18 protein-coding genes are annotated in these 17272 nt (G+C 56.5%); 8 read left to right on the forward strand and 10 right to left on the reverse strand.

Going from position 1 to position 17272, the window contains the following annotated elements; all coding sequences use genetic code 11:
• Nucleotides 1-14: 14 nt before the first annotated feature.
• Nucleotides 15-1322 carry a rhodanese-like domain-containing protein gene (locus C3F35_RS02240; protein WP_103792877.1) on the forward strand — a complete coding sequence of 436 codons (1308 nt, stop codon included), beginning with the start codon at nt 15-17 and terminating at the stop codon, nt 1320-1322.
• Here C3F35_RS02240 and C3F35_RS02245 read toward each other — a convergent pair.
• On the reverse strand, nt 1314-1946 hold the full coding sequence (locus C3F35_RS02245; RefSeq protein WP_103792878.1) for a CDP-alcohol phosphatidyltransferase family protein: 633 nt from the start codon (nt 1944-1946) through the stop codon (nt 1314-1316). The genes C3F35_RS02240 and C3F35_RS02245 overlap by 9 nt on opposite strands.
• Nucleotides 1939-2439, reverse strand: coding sequence for a carboxymuconolactone decarboxylase family protein (locus C3F35_RS02250; protein WP_144883238.1), 501 nt, complete (start codon nt 2437-2439; stop codon nt 1939-1941). Before C3F35_RS02250 ends, C3F35_RS02245 begins: the two co-directional genes overlap by 8 nt.
• 141 nt (nt 2440-2580) lie before the next feature.
• On the opposite strand from C3F35_RS02250, the gene C3F35_RS02255 reads away from it, so the two are divergent.
• On the forward strand, nt 2581-2991 hold the full coding sequence (locus C3F35_RS02255; RefSeq protein WP_059308172.1) for a pyrimidine (deoxy)nucleoside triphosphate diphosphatase: 411 nt from the start codon (nt 2581-2583) through the stop codon (nt 2989-2991).
• On the opposite strand, the gene C3F35_RS02260 is transcribed toward C3F35_RS02255, so the two are convergent.
• A complete protein-coding gene (locus C3F35_RS02260; RefSeq protein ID WP_032617697.1) occupies nt 2957-3232 on the reverse strand; it encodes a YnjH family protein in 276 nt (91 codons plus the stop codon). The genes C3F35_RS02255 and C3F35_RS02260 overlap by 35 nt on opposite strands.
• A gap of 236 nt (nt 3233-3468) precedes the next feature.
• On the opposite strand from C3F35_RS02260, the gene gdhA reads away from it, so the two are divergent.
• Complete coding sequence (gene gdhA / locus C3F35_RS02265) at nt 3469-4812, forward strand: NADP-specific glutamate dehydrogenase (RefSeq protein WP_103792879.1); 1344 nt, start codon at nt 3469-3471, stop codon at nt 4810-4812.
• A gap of 72 nt (nt 4813-4884) precedes the next feature.
• On the opposite strand, the gene C3F35_RS02270 is transcribed toward gdhA, so the two are convergent.
• The 3 genes from C3F35_RS02270 to C3F35_RS02280 form a co-directional block, all read right to left on the reverse strand.
• A complete protein-coding gene (locus tag C3F35_RS02270) occupies nt 4885-6789 on the reverse strand; it encodes a DNA topoisomerase III (protein WP_103792880.1) in 1905 nt (634 codons plus the stop codon).
• 4 nt (nt 6790-6793) lie between these two features.
• A complete protein-coding gene (gene selD / locus C3F35_RS02275; protein ID WP_103792881.1) occupies nt 6794-7837 on the reverse strand; it encodes a selenide, water dikinase SelD in 1044 nt (347 codons plus the stop codon).
• A gap of 116 nt (nt 7838-7953) precedes the next feature.
• A complete protein-coding gene (locus C3F35_RS02280; RefSeq protein WP_032617693.1) occupies nt 7954-8505 on the reverse strand; it encodes an NAD(P)H nitroreductase in 552 nt (183 codons plus the stop codon).
• 163 nt (nt 8506-8668) lie between these two features.
• On the opposite strand from C3F35_RS02280, the gene sppA reads away from it, so the two are divergent.
• The 3 genes from sppA to pncA are packed head-to-tail and all read left to right on the forward strand — an operon-like array spanning nt 8669 to nt 12252.
• Entirely contained in the window at nt 8669-10525 is a 1857-nt protein-coding gene (gene sppA, locus C3F35_RS02290; RefSeq protein WP_032617692.1) for a signal peptide peptidase SppA, read from the forward strand.
• Nucleotides 10526-10584: 59 nt separating this feature from the next.
• Nucleotides 10585-11601 (forward strand): asparaginase, encoded by a 1017-nt coding sequence (gene ansA / locus C3F35_RS02295; RefSeq protein WP_032617821.1) that lies wholly within the window; start codon nt 10585-10587, stop codon nt 11599-11601.
• Nucleotides 11602-11610: 9 nt separating this feature from the next.
• A complete protein-coding gene (gene pncA / locus C3F35_RS02300; RefSeq protein ID WP_103792882.1) occupies nt 11611-12252 on the forward strand; it encodes a bifunctional nicotinamidase/pyrazinamidase in 642 nt (213 codons plus the stop codon).
• A gap of 163 nt (nt 12253-12415) precedes the next feature.
• Here pncA and C3F35_RS02305 read toward each other — a convergent pair whose 3' ends face one another.
• Complete coding sequence (locus C3F35_RS02305) at nt 12416-12694, reverse strand: YeaC family protein (RefSeq protein ID WP_103792883.1); 279 nt, start codon at nt 12692-12694, stop codon at nt 12416-12418.
• A gap of 42 nt (nt 12695-12736) precedes the next feature.
• Nucleotides 12737-13150, reverse strand: coding sequence for a peptide-methionine (R)-S-oxide reductase MsrB (gene msrB, locus C3F35_RS02310; protein WP_077226407.1), 414 nt, complete (start codon nt 13148-13150; stop codon nt 12737-12739).
• A gap of 341 nt (nt 13151-13491) precedes the next feature.
• Between msrB and gapA the strand changes: the two genes are divergently transcribed.
• The gene (gapA, locus tag C3F35_RS02315; protein ID WP_032617687.1) at nt 13492-14487 is read left to right on the forward strand and encodes a glyceraldehyde-3-phosphate dehydrogenase; all 996 of its coding nucleotides are present in this window, start codon (nt 13492-13494) and stop codon (nt 14485-14487) included.
• A gap of 75 nt (nt 14488-14562) precedes the next feature.
• Nucleotides 14563-15447 carry a D-hexose-6-phosphate mutarotase gene (locus tag C3F35_RS02320; protein ID WP_059308179.1) on the forward strand — a complete coding sequence of 295 codons (885 nt, stop codon included), beginning with the start codon at nt 14563-14565 and terminating at the stop codon, nt 15445-15447.
• A gap of 46 nt (nt 15448-15493) precedes the next feature.
• On the opposite strand, the gene C3F35_RS02325 is transcribed toward C3F35_RS02320, so the two are convergent.
• The gene (locus tag C3F35_RS02325) at nt 15494-16348 is read right to left on the reverse strand and encodes an aldo/keto reductase (protein ID WP_103792884.1); all 855 of its coding nucleotides are present in this window, start codon (nt 16346-16348) and stop codon (nt 15494-15496) included.
• A 90-nt stretch (nt 16349-16438) separates the two neighbouring features.
• The gene (locus C3F35_RS02330) at nt 16439-17185 is read right to left on the reverse strand and encodes a MipA/OmpV family protein (protein WP_032617683.1); all 747 of its coding nucleotides are present in this window, start codon (nt 17183-17185) and stop codon (nt 16439-16441) included.
• Between the last annotated feature and the right edge of the window lie 87 nt (nt 17186-17272).

The raw sequence follows: 17272 nt of genomic DNA on the forward strand, positions 1-17272 counted from the left end.
GATCGGGCTTTTCGATGAAACGTGTTTCTCAACTGACCGCGCTGACCGCCGCTTTAGGTCTCGCCGCTTTCTCTTCTTTTGCCGCTGAAATGGCACCTTCCCTCACGCTGACAGCGCTTCAGCAACAACAAGGCGCCCTGATTGACACCCGCGCCAGCGCCTTCTACAACGGCTGGCCGCAGACCCTGAACGGCCCGTCCGGCCACGAGCCTGCCGCGCTGAACCTTTCCGCCAGCTGGCTTGGGGCGATGAACGAGACCCAGCTGAAAGCCTGGGCTTCGCAGCATCAGCTCACGCCGACCACGCCGGTTGCCCTGTACGGTAGCGACAGCGATAACCAGGCCGTTAAGGCGCGGCTGAATCAGGCGGGTTTCAGCCAGGTCACGTTGTTGAGTGATGCCCTGCAAACCCCGGCGCGTCTCCAGCGTCTCGCCCACTTCGAACAACTGGTCTACCCGCAGTGGCTGCACCAGCTCCAGCAGGGTAAGCAGGTCACGGCTGCGCCTGCCGGCGAGTGGAAAGTGATTGAAGCGGCCTGGGGCGCACCGAAATTTTATCTGCTAAGCCACATCCCCGGCGCAGACTATATCGACACCAATGAAGTGGAAAGCGAGCCGCTGTGGAACAAAGTTTCTGATGCGGATCTCAAAGCGATGCTGGCAAAACATGGCATTCGCCATGACACCACGGTGATCCTCTATGGCCGCGATGTATATGCCGCCGCGCGCGTGGCGCAGATCATGCTCTATGCCGGGGTGAAAGATGTTCGCCTGCTGGATGGCGGCTGGAAAGCCTGGGACAGTGCAAAACTGCCGGTTGAACGCGGCACACCGAATAACGTGACGCCAGCGGCCGATTTTGGCGCGCCGATCCCGGGTCAGCCACAGCTGATGCTGAATACCGAACAGGCGCGTGGCCTGCTGCACCGCAAGGATGCTTCTCTAGTGAGCATCCGCTCCTGGCCGGAATTTACCGGCGTGACCAGCGGCTACAGCTACATTAAGCCAAAAGGCGAGATCGCAGGCGCACGCTGGGGTCATGCCGGAAGTGACTCTACCCATATGGAAGATTTCCATAACCCGGATGGAACCATGCGTAGCGCAGAGGATATCGCCGCGATGTGGAAGCAGTGGCATATTCTGCCTGATCAGCAGGTGGCGTTTTACTGCGGCACCGGCTGGCGGGCATCGGAAACCTTTATGTATGCCCGGGCGATGGGCTGGAAAAATGTCGGCGTCTATGACGGCGGCTGGTACGAATGGAGCAGCAACCCGCAGAATCCGGTTGCTACCGGTGAACGCGGGCCAGACGCGTCACTCTGATCCTGCCTGACGCTGAGCCTCTTTCAGCGTCAGATAACCACTCCAGATGCGCGTTGCGGTGGTGAGCCAGCACAACGCGCCGAAAACCCACGCCAGCCATGCAAAGTGCGCCGGGAACAGGCAGAAAAGCACAAACAGCAGGATGGTTTCGGTTCCTTCTGTTAGCCCACCCACATAGTAAAACGACTTGTGGGCATAGCCCGGATTGTCGATGTCATGCTTCGCGGCCAGCGTGGCAAACGCCAGAAAGCTGCTGCCGGTGCCAATAAAGGCAAACAGTAGCCAGGCGGCTGGCAACGCATTAAGCGCGGGATCCGCGAGGGCAAAGCCAAAGGGCACGAGGGCATAAAACAGAAAATCGAGGGCGATATCAAGAAAGCCACCGGCATCGGTTAATCCTCTGCGTCGCGCCAGTGCGCCATCCAGTCCGTCCAGCAGGCGGTTCAGTACAATGGCCACCAGCGCCGCCAGATACCAGCCCAGCGCCAGAAACGGCAAGGCCAGCACGCCGATGGCAAAGCCGATCAACGTTATGCCGTCCGGGCTGATCCCCGGTCTATCCAGTCTCATCACCAGCCGATTGAGCAGCGGTTTCAGGCGCGGGTGGAGGTGACGGTCAAGCATCGTGTTTTTCTCCAGGCATGACGCATAACCCTTGCGAGGGGATATCCAGCGCGGCATTGAAACGCGCAGACAGATTCTGAAAAGCGAGTAACGAGGTCATCTCCGTAATCGCCTGCTCGCTGAAGTGGCGGCGCAATGCGGCTTTCAGTGCATCGTCAACCAACGGCGGGGTAGCGGAAACCGCCTCGGCATAGGCCAGTGCGGCACGCTCCTTGTCGCTGAAGAGCGTGCTGTCGCGCCATGTTGCAACGGCCTCTACCTTTGCCATCCCGCCGCTGCGTTGCGCCAGACGTAACGCATTGGCATCGATGCAGAACGCGCAATGGCACACCTGAGAGACGCGGGTCATCAGCAGCGAACGCAGCACCGGATCGAGAGGCGATTTTTTACGCTCGATATACCCGACAAACAGCGCCACCAGCCAGAATAGCCGGGGCATTCTCCCCCACCAGCGCAGCGGGTTAAGCACCGCGCCATAATGTTTTTTCTGCATCCTGGCGATTGGCGTTAAACTGGCGGGGATGGATTCGATGGGTTTAACCCAGACTGGCGGTGACTCTTTCACAGGATGCTCCCTGGTCGCTAATAAGTACGCAGATCCTAACGCTTTCTCTCTCACTCATTATTGACGACCATGCTAAAAACACTCGATGTTGTTTGCGCTATTCTCGAACAGGATGGCAAAATTTTACTGGCGCAGCGCCCGCTGCATGCGGATCAACCCGGTTTATGGGAGTTTGCCGGGGGCAAAGTGGAGGCGGGAGAGACGCAGCCCGACGCCCTGGTACGTGAGCTGCGCGAAGAGCTGGGCATCGAGGCCCGGCCCGCGCGCTATATCGCCAGCCACCAGCGTGAAGTGTCGCAGCGGCTTATCACTCTGCACGCCTGGCACGTGCCGGCGTTTACCGGCACGCCCGAAACGCATTATCACAGCCAACTGGCGTGGTGCTCTCCGCGCGAGGCGCTGAGCTACGATCTTGCCCCGGCGGATATCCCCCTGCTGGAGGCGTTTATTCTCTTACGCGACGCCAGACCAGCGGATTAGTGCTGATGGCATTCTGATCGCGCTGGCACTGCAATAACACCCCGTCAGCTTTCACCACCGCCCCTTCGGAATAGTTCTGATCCTGATAGATACAGCACTGGTTGCATGGCGGCGGGCGCTGACCGCTGGAGCTGAAGATCTCCGGCGGGATATTCACATCCACCCCGGTACCAAACCGCTGGTCGGCCTGACTGCCGGCCGCGAAAACCCCAAGCAAAACAGCCATCACAATACGCTTCATCGACGCTTCTTCCTGTTGTGTCCTGATATTCACTATAACGGTAAAAAACCCGGGAAGCTTTAATCCCGCCGATCATCGTTTTTTGTTATGACCCGGCACGTGTAATGAATTTAACTTGAGGACAAAATTTAGCTTGCGTCACAAAGCGCATCGGGTGGTATAGTCGAAAAACACAACAACATGCATCTTTTTGTTACAAATAAAATAATCCCAAAATATTAGAGGAACTTATCGATATGGACCAGGCGTGCTCTCTTGAATCCTTTCTGAACCGCGTTCAACAGCGTGACCCACATCAGAGCGAATTTGCTCAGGCCGTACGTGAAGTGATGACCACCCTCTGGCCATTCCTGGAACAAAACCCGCGCTACCGTCAGATGTCTCTGCTTGAACGCCTGGTTGAACCCGAGCGCGTGATCCAGTTCCGCGTAGTGTGGGTTGACGACCGCAATCAGGTGCAGGTCAACCGCGCCTGGCGTGTCCAGTTCAGCTCTGCGATTGGTCCATTCAAGGGCGGGATGCGTTTCCACCCATCGGTTAATCTGTCGATCCTGAAGTTCCTCGGCTTTGAACAAACCTTTAAAAATGCCCTCACCACCCTGCCTATGGGCGGCGGCAAAGGCGGCAGCGATTTTGATCCGAAAGGCAAAAGCGAAGGCGAAGTGATGCGCTTCTGCCAGGCGCTGATGACCGAACTGTATCGTCACCTGGGCGCGGATACCGACGTACCGGCCGGGGATATCGGCGTGGGCGGGCGTGAAGTGGGCTTTATGGCCGGGATGATGAAAAAACTCTCCAACAACAGCGCCTGCGTCTTCACCGGGAAAGGCCTCTCCTTCGGCGGCAGCCTGATCCGCCCGGAAGCGACCGGTTACGGTCTGGTCTACTTCACTGAAGCGATGCTGAAGCGTCACGGAATGAGCTTCGACGGCATGCGCGTGGCGGTGTCGGGTTCCGGCAACGTAGCCCAGTACGCTATCGAGAAAGCAATGGAACTGGGTGCTCGGGTGATCACCGCCTCTGACTCCAGCGGCACCGTGGTTGACGAAGCGGGCTTCACCTCTGAAAAACTGGCGCGCCTGTGCGAAATCAAAGCCAGCCGCGACGGTCGTGTGGCCGATTATGCCCGCGAGTTCGGTCTGACCTATCTTGAAGGCAAACAGCCGTGGGCTGTACCGGTCGATATCGCCCTGCCATGCGCGACCCAGAACGAACTGGATGTGGATGCGGCACGCCAGCTGATCGCCAACGGTGTCAGAGCAGTCGCCGAAGGGGCTAACATGCCAACCACTATCGAAGCCACCGACCTGTTCCTGCAGGCTGGCGTGTTGTTCGCACCGGGTAAAGCAGCTAACGCTGGCGGTGTGGCAACCTCAGGCCTGGAGATGGCGCAGAATGCCGCGCGTATGGGCTGGAAAGCAGAGAAAGTGGATGCGCGCCTGCATCACATCATGCTGGATATTCACCACGCCTGCGTTGAGTATGGCGGGGAAGAGAAGCAGACCAACTATGTTCGCGGGGCGAACATTGCCGGGTTTGTGAAGGTCGCGGATGCGATGTTGGGTCAGGGTGTGATCTGATTCTGCGCCCTCTTCTCAAGGGAGAGGGCGAAAAACTCAGGCCGGGTGAGCGTCGCGCCACCCGGCGAATTTTCAGGCCGTACTCTTCTTCTTAAACTTTTTCTTCTTGTCGCCACCCGGCGCAACCATGCCACGAAAATCCCTGACGGATGTGTTCCGCGCCTGGTTAATCAGATCGAATAACGTGCCCACCAGCGGCTGCATAAAATCCTGATATCGACACTGTTTTTCGCTGATCTGGGTCAGCACTGATTCCCAGTGCGCGGTCATATCCGGTCTTGCGGCCATCTCCGGCAGAGAGTGTATCAGCGCCTTTCCTGCATCTGTCGCGTGGATGTAACGCCCTTTCTTGTGCAGAAAACCGCGTTTAAACAGCAGCTCGATGATCCCGGCGCGGGTCGCTTCCGTTCCCAACCCGTCGGTGGCGCGCAGGATCTTCTTCAGATCTTTATCCTGCACAAACCGGGCGATCCCGGTCATGGCGGAGAGGATAGTCGCGTCGGTGAAGTGGCGCGGCGGCTGAGTTTGCCGCTCCACCACTTCGCCCTTCTCGCACAGCAGCTCATCGTCTTTTTTCACCACCGGCAGCGGCGTTCCGTCGTTTTCTTCATCGCGCTCTTTACTGCCCAGCAGCGTGCGCCAGCCCGCTTCGGCGAGGAAGCGTGCCTTGGCGATAAATTTGCCTTTGGCGATCTCCAGCTCAATGACGCACTTGCGGAACAGCGCATCCGGGCAGAACTGCATCAGGTACTGACGGGCAATAAGGTTATAAACCTTCGACTCATTCTCGGTCAGACTGACCTTACTGCTGCGGGCGGTCGGAATGATAGCGTGGTGAGCATCCACCTTTTGATCGTCCCAGCAGCGGTTGCGCGTATCCGGGTTGACCACCGGCTGCGGCATTAAATCAGGAGCATGAGCGGCAATGGCGTTCAGTACCGCGTGACGTCCGGCAAAATGCTCTTCCGGCAGATAGCGGCTATCAGAACGCGGGTAGGTAATCAGCTTATGCGTTTCATACAGCTTCTGGCAGATATCGAGCACGTTTTGCGCGCTCAGGCCGTAGCGTTTTGCGGCCTCGATCTGCAGAGCGGAAAGGGAAAACGGCAGCGGCGCGGGTTCTGATTCCCGTTTATCGTTATAGCTGGTGACGACGGCGGGCTGGCCCTGAATGCGGGTCACCACATGGTCGGCCAGAGGACGATGCAGCAGACGTCCCTCTTCATCCTGATAAGGTTCGCAGGCCTCGCTCGGCTGCCAGACGGCGGTAAAGCGTTCGTCCTTCGGGGTGACGATATGGGCCTTCACTTCGAAGAAGTCTTTGGCGACAAAGTTCTCAATCTCTTCATCACGGCGCACCACCAGCCCCAGCACCGGCGTCTGTACCCGGCCCACCGACAGCACCCCTTGATAACCCGCGTTACGCCCGAGAATGGTATAGGCGCGGGTCATGTTGATGCCATACAGCCAGTCGGCACGGGCACGGGCCAGCGCCGACACGCACAGCGGTACAAACTCGCTATTGGATCGCAGACGCGAAATGGCACGCTCTACCGCCTGCGGGTTGAGATCGTTAATCAGACAACGTTTTACCTGGTGGCGTTTTTCTGGCGCAAGGCTCAAGTAATCCAGCACCTCGTCCACCAGCAGCTGCCCTTCTCTGTCCGGGTCACCAGCGTGGATCACTTCTGCTGCGTCATTCAGCAGACGCTTAATGACGTTGAGCTGTTTGGTCACCGACGGGCGTGGCTGCAGCTGCCACTTTTCTGGCACGATAGGGAGATCGTTGAGATTCCAGCGCGCGTAGCGGCTGTCGTAGGCATCCGGCTGGGCCTGCTCCAGCAGGTGGCCGATACACCAGGTGACCACCTGCCCGTTCCCGCACTCGATATAACCATCGCCCTTGCGATGCGGCTTGGGTAGTACATCCGCAATCGCCCGGGCGAGGCTGGGTTTTTCGGCAATAAATAACCGCATTGAATTAACGGATCTCAATCATCGGACGGCCACCGCGCGCAGTCACCAGCTCGCCGATGGCGGTCAGGGTGATACCGAACTCAGCGGCGGTTGCCTGGACTTCTGCTTCGGCCTCCGGGGTGACCGCCAGCAGCAGGCCGCCGGAAGTCTGCGGGTCGCACAGCAGATCGCGCCACTCGGCGGGCATCTCGCCCATCAGGTGACCGTAGCTGGCGAAGTTACGCTGCGTGCCACCCGGCACAGCCCCCTGGGCAATATAGGCTTCCACACCCGGCAGTTTCGGCACGTCCTGATACCAGACCTGCGCCTGCACACCCGCCCCCTGGCACACTTCGCTCAGGTGGCCCAGCAGGCCAAAGCCGGTCACGTCGGTCATCGCCTTCACGCCGTCAATGTTGGCGAAGGCAGCACCGGCGAGGTTCATCTGGCACATCACTTCCGTCGCCAGCCCCTGGTGTTCTGGCTTCAGCAGGGATTTTTTCTCCGCGGTCGTCAGGACACCAATGCCTAATGGTTTGGTCAGAAACAGCTTACAGCCTGCTTCGGCGGTGCTGTTGCGTTTGACGCGCTCCGTCGGCACTACGCCAGTCACTGCCAGGCCGAAAATCGGTTCAGGCGCGTCAATGGAGTGGCCACCCGCCAGCGCGATCCCTGCCTGCTGGCAGGCAAAGCGACCGCCCTCAATCACCTCGCGGGCGATCTCCGGGGCCAGGGTGTTGATCGGCCAGCCGAGGATCGCAATCGCCATGATCGGCTTGCCGCCCATCGCAAAAATATCGCTGATGGCGTTAGTGGCGGCAATGCGCCCGAAGTCGAACGGGTTATCGACGATCGGCATAAAGAAATCGGTGGTGCTGATAATGCTGGTGCCGTTGCCTAAATCGTAGACTGCCGCATCGTCGCGGGTCTCGTTACCCACCAGCAGGTTCGGGTCGACAAACTTCGCCTGCTCGCTATGGAGAATGGTTTCCAGCACTTTAGGGGAAATTTTACAACCGCAACCGGCTCCATGGCTGTATTGCGTTAAACGAATAACTTGCTCGCTCATGACAATCTCCTTTCATTACAATTGCACTATGGTAGCGCTCATTCCATTAAGTGATAAGTATGACTGTCTGAATTCTGCTGCGGTTGCTCAGGATCCAGACAGTTTTGTGTTGGGGATCAGAAATGGGTGACGAAAGGCGCGGTATCAGGCACGGAAACGGTGGTCGAGGCTTTGAGCTGTGGGGTGCCCAGATAGAGGAATCCGACGATTTTATCGTCTGCGCCGCAGGACAGGCCGTCGCGTACCACCGGGCTGTCGGTTAACGCACCACTGCGCCAGATACCGTTGTAACCCTGGGCAACGGCGGCGAGCTGCATGGCCATCACCGCACATCCGGCTGACATCTCCTGCTCCCAGACCGGCACCTTGTGCTGCGGCTGGCATTTCGCAACCACGGCGATAATCATCGGCGCACGGAATGGCGCGTTGCGGGCTTTTTCAATCGCCTTTTCATCCTGACCTGCGGCCACGGCCCCTTTCTCCAGCAGGGCGCTAAAGCGATCGCGTCCTTCACCCTCTATGATAAAGAAGTGCCACGGTTGTAAGGTGCCGTGATCCGGGGCACGCATCCCGGCGCGAAGAATGTTGTCCAGCTGTTCGCCTGCCGGGGCTGGCTCCGCCAGGCGCGCCGCGCTACGACGGTTAACAAGCAGTTCGAGTGCATCCATGGGGTTACTCCTGTCTTGAAATTTACTCAAAATTAACACGACGGCAGATTTTGTTACAGCGTGGCAGGCGATTCCTGCTGACAAGTGGCGGTCGGGTCATTACGATAGCCCGACAACACCGTCCATGGCGACGGGAAGGTAATTATCTGGACAGGGAGAATACATGCGAACCCTCTGGCGACTGTTTGCCGGCTTTTTTAAATGGACGTGGCGACTGCTTAATTTCGTCCGCAATCTGGTGATGAACATCTTCTTCATCCTTATTCTGATGGTTTGCGTGGGCGTCTGGATGCACCTCAGCGCCACCAGCCAGTCGCAGAACACCGGCCGCGGTGCGCTTCTGCTGGATATCGCTGGGGTCGTGGTGGATAAACCCTCCACCAGCAATCGTCTTGGCGTGCTGGGTCGCCAGCTGTTTGGCGCCAGCAGCGACCGTCTGCAGGAAAACTCGCTGTTTGATATCGTCGATGCCATTCGTCAGGCTAAAGATGACCGTAACATTACCGGCATCGTGCTCGATCTGAAGAACTTCGCCGGGGCGGATCAGCCTTCCATGCAGTACATCGGTAAAGCGCTGCGCGAGTTCCGTGACAGCGGCAAACCGGTCATTGCGGTGGGCGATAACTACAGCCAGGGGCAGTACTATCTGGCAAGCTTCGCCAATAAAGTGTGGCTCTCGCCGCAGGGTACCGTCGATCTGCATGGCTTTGCCACCAATGGCCTCTATTACAAAACGCTGCTCGATAAGCTGAAAGTCACCACCCACGTGTTCCGTGTCGGCACCTATAAATCTGCCGTTGAGCCGTTTATCCGCGACGACATGTCCCCTGCTGCCCGCGAAGCAGACAGCCGCTGGATCGGCGAACTGTGGAAAAACTACCTGGGCACCGTTGCTGCGAACCGTCAGATCACCCCGGAGCAGGTCTTCCCGGGTGCGCAGGGGGTTCTGGACGGACTGCGTAAAGTCGAGGGGGATACCGCGAAGTATGCCCTGAACGCTAAGCTGGTGGATGCCCTGGGTACCAGCGCCGAGATTGAAAAATCTCTGACTAAACAGTTCGGCTGGAGTAAAGAGGAGAAGAATTACAGCGCCGTCAGCTTCTACGACTATCAGGCGAAAAAACCGGCCGATACCGGTGACAGCATTGCCGTGGTCTTCGCTAACGGAGCAATCATGGATGGCGAAGAGACGCCGGGCAACGTTGGCGGCGATACGACCGCGGCGCAAATCCGCGAAGCGCGCCTCGATCCGAAAGTGAAAGCCATCGTCCTGCGGGTGAACAGCCCGGGCGGCAGCGTCAGCGCCTCGGAAGTGATCCGCGCGGAACTGTCAGCGGCGCGCGCCGCCGGCAAACCGGTGGTGGTTTCCATGGGCGGGATGGCGGCATCCGGTGGTTACTGGATCTCGACCCCGGCGAACTACATCGTGGCGAACCCGAGCACCCTGACTGGCTCCATCGGCATCTTCGGCGTAATCAACACCGTGGAAAACAGCCTCGACTATCTTGGCGTGCATACCGATGGCGTTGCGACCTCGCCGCTGGCGGATGTTGCCATCACCAAAGCCTTACCGCCGGAAGTGTCAGAGATGATGCAACTCAGCATTGAGAACGGCTATAAGCGCTTTATCACCCTGGTGGCCGACTCCCGTAAGCAGACCCCGGCGCAGATTGATCAGATTGCGCAGGGCCACGTCTGGACCGGCCAGGATGCGAAGACCAATGGGCTGGTGGATAATCTGGGTGATTTCGATGACGCCGTCGCCAAAGCCGCCGAGCTGGCGAAGCTGAAGCAGTGGCATATCGATTTCTATCAGGATGAGCCGACCTTCATTGATGTGGTAATGGACAGCTTCTCCGGCTCGGTTAAAGCCATGCTGCCAGATGCGCTGCAGGCGTATCTGCCTGCACCGGTCGCCTCGGCGGCGAAAGCAGTCAAAGCGGAGGGCGATAAACTGGCCGCCTTTAACGATCCGCAAAATCGCTACGCGTTCTGCCTCACCTGCGCTAACGTACGTTAATCATCATCCCCTCTTCTGCGAAGAGGGGATTTTTCTTTGAAGCCCAAGAACATTACATGATGCAAAAGAAATCAATCTATGTGGCCTATACCGGCGGTACGATCGGTATGCAGCGCTCGGAAAACGGCTATATCCCGGTGTCGGGTCACCTGCAACGCCAGCTGGCGTTAATGCCTGAGTTCCATCGCCCGGAGATGCCGGATTTCACCATTCACGAGTATGACCCGCTGATGGACTCTTCCGACATGACCCCGGAAGACTGGCAACATATCGCCGACGACATCAAGGCGCATTACGATCAGTATGATGGATTCGTGATCCTGCATGGCACCGACACCATGGCGTTTACCGCCTCAGCGCTCTCTTTCATGCTGGAAAACCTCAGTAAACCGGTGATCGTGACCGGCTCGCAGATCCCCCTGGCGGAGCTGCGTTCCGACGGGCAGATCAACCTGCTCAATTCCCTGTACGTGGCCGCCAACTTCCCGATTAATGAAGTGAGCCTGTTCTTTAACAACCGCCTGTATCGCGGCAACCGTACCACCAAAGCGCATGCGGATGGCTTTGATGCTTTTGCCTCGCCGAACCTCTCTCCGCTGCTGGAAGCCGGGATTCATATTCGCCGCCTCGGTACGCCCCCCGCCCCTCATACTACGGGCGAGCTGGTGGTTCATCCTATTACCCCGCAGCCGATTGGCGTGGTGACGATTTATCCCGGCATCTCCGCCGATGTTGTGCGTAACTTCCTCCGCCAGCCGGTAAAAGCACTGATCCTGCGCTCCTACGGCGTGGGCAACGCCCCGCAAAACGGCGAGTTCCTTAAGGAGCTTCAGGAGGCAAGCAGCCGTGGGATCGTGGTCGTTAACCTGACCCAGTGCATGTCGGGCAAAGTGAATATGGGCGGCTATGCCACCGGAAACGCTCTGGCGCAAGCGGGGATTATCAGCGGATTCGATATGACGGTAGAAGCCACTCTGACTAAACTTCACTACTTATTGAGTCAGGATCTGGACGTGCAGTCGATTCGCACCGCGATGATGCAAAACCTGCGTGGCGAACTGACGCCAGACGAATAAGGAGTCTGCATGAAACAACGAGCCTTGTTACTGGTCGATTTACAGAATGATTTTTGTGCCGGTGGCGCGCTGGCGGTGGCTGAAGGCGACAGTACGGTGGATATCGCCAACGCTTTAATTGAGTGGTGTAAAGCCCGCGGCGAAGCGGTGGTGGCCAGCCAGGACTGGCATCCGGCAGATCACGGCAGCTTTGCCAGCCAGCACAAGGTCGAGCCTTTCACCCAGGGCGAGCTGGATGGCCTGCCACAAACGTTCTGGCCCGATCACTGTGTGCAGCACACGGAGGGCGCAGAGCTGCATCCTCTGCTGAACAGCAAAGCCACTGACGCCGTCTTCCAGAAAGGGGAAAACCCGAACATCGACAGTTACAGCGCCTTCTTTGATAACGGTCATCGGCAGAAAACCGGGCTGGATCAGTGGCTGCGCCATCACGAAATCGTGGAACTGATTGTGATGGGCCTGGCAACCGACTACTGCGTTAAATTCACCGTGCTGGATGCGCTACAGCTGGGTTACCGGGTGAACGTGATCACCGACGGCTGTCGCGGGGTCAACATCCAGCGCCAGGACAGCGCGCAGGCGTTTATGGATATGGCGGCGGAAGGCGCCACGCTGTATACGCTGGCAGACTGGCAGGAGACGCAGGCCTGATGCCGGTTTGGCCGGGCAGCACTATGCTACCCGGCCGATAATCCTTGGGATTTTTTACGGCCTGATACCTCACCCTCTCCCACAGGGAAAGGGCTCGAAGATAAAAAAACGGTAACCCGGGTTACCGTTTTTTTTTACCTCAAAACCGCTATCCGGCAGAGCATTAATGCACTTTCTGCGTGACGATCGGCTTCGGCGCAATGCCGAAATCTTCTTTAAGCTGCTGCTTACTCTTCATCACCATTTGGCCCTGGGTATCAATGGTCATGTGTTGCGCGTCTGTATTGTTGCGCGCCTGCCACAGCATCACCAGTTGCAGACAGTTCTCTTTTTGCTCCGGCGTCAGCGCCACGCCATCAGCCCATTTTCCCAGCTCGACCGCCGTGACCAGACGCTGGTATACGTCCGGCGTCATGCCCTTGATCATCTCTTTAATATTCATGTTAAATCCGACTCCAAAGGAATAATTTGCTGAATCGATTTTTCAACCTTTCATCTGGTCGCCATTCTGGTCATCAGTGAAGCTTAAAGAGGCAGAGTTGACGCAAAAACGTTCGCCTGTCGGCTGAGGACCGTCCGGGAAGACGTGACCGAGATGTGCGTCACAATTTCCACAGCGGATCTCAATGCGCTGCATGCCGTGGCTGTTATCGGTCAGGTAGCGAATCGCCTCCTCGCTGACCGGTTCATAAAAGCTCGGCCAGCCGCAACCGGAATCGTATTTGCTTTGGGAGTTAAACAGCGCAGCGTCACACACCAGACAGTGGTATACGCCATCCCGTTTATTATGCAGCAGACGCCCGGTAAATGGCGGTTCCGTACCGTGATTTTGCGTTACGTAGAACTGCATTTCGGTAAGGTTTTTTTTCAGGTCATCGGGGTTTTGTTGATTCGACATAGGCTTACATCTCGCAGTTGAAACAGACAACTTTTACCCTCGATTCTAACAAAACATTAACACTGAAGTATGAACTTTTGATCTAAACTTACTCGTTGCCAAAAGGCACTCGGCCAAATGTGATCTAGACCACATTTTTATGCGGCCAGCCCTTTAAAATTCCGTGCGCAGGCCCCATATGGGTGCTAGCTCCGAGGGAATGTGAGGTGAGTCAATCGAGCAAAGGTAATGCGAAGGATTGATTTGTCGCAATGATTGACACGATTCCGCTTGACGCTGCGTAAGGTTTTTGTAATTTTACACGCAACCTTTTATTCACTAACAAATAGCTGGTGGAATATATGACTATCAAAGTAGGTATCAACGGTTTTGGCCGTATCGGCCGTATTGTTTTCCGTGCTGCTCAGGAACGTTCTGACATCGAAATCGTTGGTATCAACGATCTGTTAGACGCTGAATACATGGCGTACATGCTGAAGTACGACTCAACTCACGGTCGTTTCAACGGCACCGTTGAAGTGAAAGACGGCCACCTGGTTGTCAACGGCAAAACCATCCGTGTTACTGCTGAAAAAGATCCAGCTAACCTGAAGTGGAACGAAATCGGTGTTGACGTAGTTGCTGAAGCAACCGGTATCTTCCTGACTGACGAAACTGCGCGTAAGCACATCACCGCTGGCGCGAAAAAAGTTGTTCTGACTGGTCCATCCAAAGACAACACCCCAATGTTCGTTAAAGGCGCTAACTTCGAGAAGTATGCTGGCCAGGACATCGTTTCCAACGCATCCTGCACCACCAACTGCCTGGCGCCACTGGCTAAAGTTATCAACGACAACTTCGGTATCGTTGAAGGCCTGATGACTACCGTTCACGCTACCACCGCAACTCAGAAAACCGTTGATGGCCCGTCTCACAAAGACTGGCGCGGCGGCCGCGGCGCAGCTCAGAACATCATCCCATCCTCTACCGGTGCTGCTAAAGCTGTAGGCGTTGTACTGCCAGAGCTGAACGGTAAACTGACTGGTATGGCGTTCCGCGTTCCAACTCCTAACGTATCTGTTGTTGACCTGACCGTTCGTCTGGAAAAAGCAGCAAGCTACGAAGAAATCAAGAAAGCAATCAAAGCGGCTTCTGAAGGCGCAATGAAAGGCGTTCTGGGTTACACCGAAGACGACGTTGTTTCTACCGATTTCAACGGCGAAGTGTGCACTTCCGTGTTCGATGCTAAAGCAGGTATCGCACTGAACGACAACTTCGTGAAACTGGTTTCCTGGTACGACAACGAAACCGGTTACTCTAACAAAGTTCTGGACCTGATCGCTCACATCTCCAAATAAGTGAGATGAGATTCTGATCCAAAAAGGCGACCTCGGTCGCCTTTTTTTATGGCATTAAAGACAGAGGATTGCGTAATGATTAAAACAATTTTTGCACTTCCGGTAGTCGAACAACTTACCCCTGTGCTCTCCCGTCGTCAGATTGATGATGTCGAAGTGATTGTGATCGAACACCCGCAGGTGCAGGCTTCTGTTGCCCTGCATGGCGCACACCTGCTCTCCTGGAAGCCAGAAGGCGAAGCAGAAGCGCTGTGGCTGAGCGACATCACCTCCTTTAAAAAAGGGGCAGCGATCCGTGGCGGTGTGCCAATCTGCTGGCCGTGGTTTGGCCCGTCTAAGGAACAGGGTCTGCCGTCACACGGTTTTGCCCGTAACCTGCCATGGACGCTGCAAGCCCACAACGAAGATGAGTCCGGCGTGGTGCTGACCTTTGAACTGCAAAGCGATGACGAGACGCGTAAGCTGTGGCCGCACGACTTCACCCTTTACGCCCGCTTCAAGCTGGGTAAAACCTGTGAAATCGAACTGGAAGCGCACGGTGAATTTGAGACCACCTCTGCCCTGCACACCTATTTCAACGTCGGCGATATCGCTGCCGTAACCGTGAATGGTCTCGGCGATACCTTTATCGATAAAGTGGATAATGCGAAAGAAGGGAAACTGAACGACGGTTCTCAGACCTTCCCGGATCGTACCGACCGCGTCTATCTGAACCCGGAAGCCTGCAGCGTCATCGAAGATACAGCGCTGAACCGCGCTATCGAAGTGATCCATCATCACCACAGCAACGTGGTGGGCTGGAACCCTGGCCCGGCGCTGTCGGTAAGCATGGGTGACATCCCGGATGATGGCTATAAAACCTTCGTCTGCGTTGAAACCGCCTGTGTCAGCGAACCGCAAACCGCGACCGAAGAGAAACCTTCGCGTCTGGGACAAACTATTCACATCGTGAAGCGTTAATCCCCTGCCCTTGCCCTCTCCATGCAGAGAGGGCATTACGCTCGCTTTATACCACGTCTAACGCCGTTTTTTGTTTCGGCGCCGGGAAGGCAGCATCCAGCTGCATTACTGCCTCCGCTGACAGAGAAATCGCCAGCGCGCCTGCATTTTCTTCCACATGTTGAATTGATGACGCTTTCGGAATTGCCATCACCCCGCGGTGACCGATCACCCACGCCAGCAGGATCTGGGCCGCCGTGGCGTTGTACTCTTTTGCCACCGCATTCACCACGGGATGATTGAACAGCCCGGTGCGTAGCCGCCCGGCCTGAGCCAACGGGCAATAGGCCATCACCGGCATCGACTGCTGCTGACACCACGGCAGCAGATCATATTCGATACCGCGCGAGGCCAGATGATACAGCACCTGATTGGTGGCACAGGCCTGCCCGCCCGGCACCTGCCAAAGTTCCTGCATATCCGCATAATCGAGGTTCGACACGCCACAGCGGCCAATTTTGCCCTGCTGTTGCAGCGTTTCCATCAGTTGGACGGTTTCTGTCAGAGAAAAATTTCCGCGCCAGTGCAGCAGGTACAGGTCAATATGATCGGTACCGAGACGGCGCAGGCTCGCTTCACAGGCGGCCATGCCTTTTTGCCCTCCGGCATGCCACGGGTAAACTTTGGAGACCAGAAATACCTTGTCGCGCTGACCAGCGATTGCTTCGCCGACCACCTCTTCCGCGCCGCCGTCGGCATACATCTCGGCGGTATCAATCAGCGTCAGTCCACGTTCAATACCTGCCCGCAGGGCATCCACTTCCTGGCGGCGCTGACTCGCCTTCTCGCCCATATACCAGGTGCCCTGGCCAATGGCCGGAAGCAGGATATTGTCGCCAAAGGTAACGGTTTTTTCGCTCATCACACTCTCCTGTTTATCTGCACCACCCTAAAACAAACGGAGCGCAAGCGCTCCGTTATGATGCATAAAATGCACAGTAAAAATGCACAATCAGAAACTGTAGGTGACACCCATCGACATTAGTCCGGTCCAGGACTTATCGACCATTGGGCTGTCTTTCACTTCATCGCTAAGACGGTGGTAACGACCCGTGGCATAGACGTTCCAGTCAGCGGCAAACTTATAGCTGGCGGTCAGCTCCAGGTACGGGCTCCAGCCATCGTCTGCATCATAGCTGTTCAGGCCGCTGCGTCTTGCTTCCTTACGGGACACGCCGTAATAGTAGTCGTTGTAGTTTTCGCTGCTGTACTCCATACCGATACCCGGGGTGAGCGTCAGCCCGCCGTTGGTGTAACGGTACAACCACGCCAGATCCCAGATATAGCCGTTACTGTTATCCAGCGTATCGCCTGCCAGGGCGGTGCGCAGGAAACCGTATTCGGTGTTATGGACCCAGGAAATCCCTGCCATCATGGTGCTCTTACGTTTATCGAGCTGACGAAGCTGGTAGCTATCGCTGTCGCCTGGCTTGAAGTGCGTTGGGTCGTAATAAGCCATGATAGAGAGTTTATCGGTCTGGTCGTTCCACAGATAGTAGCCACCGCCCAGGCCGCGGAACCAGAAATTATCCCCTTCATAGGTAATCACCGGAACCGGATAGATATCACGGTCATATTGCTTATAAGGGCTATTGATTACGCCTACACCAGCACCAACTGACCACTGATTCTCCGCGTATGCTGTACTCACTGAGGTGGCAACGATAATCCCCAGTGCCAGAAGTTTGAGTTTGGTCACAATCCATTCTTTCCTGTAGTCAAATAATCAGCGAATGAAGTGTAACCGTCATTCCCCCCATTTCTCAAAATTTTTTGTTAACTAATC

Source organism: Leclercia sp. LSNIH3, assembly GCF_002935105.1.
Classification (GTDB): domain Bacteria; phylum Pseudomonadota; class Gammaproteobacteria; order Enterobacterales; family Enterobacteriaceae; genus Enterobacter; species Enterobacter adecarboxylatus.

What these genes read in the sequence shown, in the direction of transcription:
- C3F35_RS02320 (WP_059308179.1), top strand. Translation starts at nt 14,563, where the DNA reads ATGATTAAAACAATTTTTGCACTTCCGGTAGTCGAACAACTTACCCCT.
- C3F35_RS02325 (WP_103792884.1), bottom strand. Translation starts at nt 16,348, where the DNA reads ATGAGCGAAAAAACCGTTACCTTTGGCGACAATATCCTGCTTCCGGCC.
- sppA (WP_032617692.1), top strand. Translation starts at nt 8,669, where the DNA reads ATGCGAACCCTCTGGCGACTGTTTGCCGGCTTTTTTAAATGGACGTGG.
- gdhA (WP_103792879.1), top strand. Translation starts at nt 3,469, where the DNA reads ATGGACCAGGCGTGCTCTCTTGAATCCTTTCTGAACCGCGTTCAACAG.
- C3F35_RS02245 (WP_103792878.1), bottom strand. Translation starts at nt 1,946, where the DNA reads ATGCTTGACCGTCACCTCCACCCGCGCCTGAAACCGCTGCTCAATCGG.
- C3F35_RS02270 (WP_103792880.1), bottom strand. Translation starts at nt 6,789, where the DNA reads ATGCGGTTATTTATTGCCGAAAAACCCAGCCTCGCCCGGGCGATTGCG.
- C3F35_RS02255 (WP_059308172.1), top strand. Translation starts at nt 2,581, where the DNA reads ATGCTAAAAACACTCGATGTTGTTTGCGCTATTCTCGAACAGGATGGC.
- msrB (WP_077226407.1), bottom strand. Translation starts at nt 13,150, where the DNA reads ATGTCGAATCAACAAAACCCCGATGACCTGAAAAAAAACCTTACCGAA.
- C3F35_RS02305 (WP_103792883.1), bottom strand. Translation starts at nt 12,694, where the DNA reads ATGAATATTAAAGAGATGATCAAGGGCATGACGCCGGACGTATACCAG.
- selD (WP_103792881.1), bottom strand. Translation starts at nt 7,837, where the DNA reads ATGAGCGAGCAAGTTATTCGTTTAACGCAATACAGCCATGGAGCCGGT.
- gapA (WP_032617687.1), top strand. Translation starts at nt 13,492, where the DNA reads ATGACTATCAAAGTAGGTATCAACGGTTTTGGCCGTATCGGCCGTATT.
- C3F35_RS02280 (WP_032617693.1), bottom strand. Translation starts at nt 8,505, where the DNA reads ATGGATGCACTCGAACTGCTTGTTAACCGTCGTAGCGCGGCGCGCCTG.
- C3F35_RS02260 (WP_032617697.1), bottom strand. Translation starts at nt 3,232, where the DNA reads ATGAAGCGTATTGTGATGGCTGTTTTGCTTGGGGTTTTCGCGGCCGGC.
- ansA (WP_032617821.1), top strand. Translation starts at nt 10,585, where the DNA reads ATGCAAAAGAAATCAATCTATGTGGCCTATACCGGCGGTACGATCGGT.
- pncA (WP_103792882.1), top strand. Translation starts at nt 11,611, where the DNA reads ATGAAACAACGAGCCTTGTTACTGGTCGATTTACAGAATGATTTTTGT.
- C3F35_RS02240 (WP_103792877.1), top strand. Translation starts at nt 15, where the DNA reads ATGAAACGTGTTTCTCAACTGACCGCGCTGACCGCCGCTTTAGGTCTC.
- C3F35_RS02250 (WP_144883238.1), bottom strand. Translation starts at nt 2,439, where the DNA reads ATGCAGAAAAAACATTATGGCGCGGTGCTTAACCCGCTGCGCTGGTGG.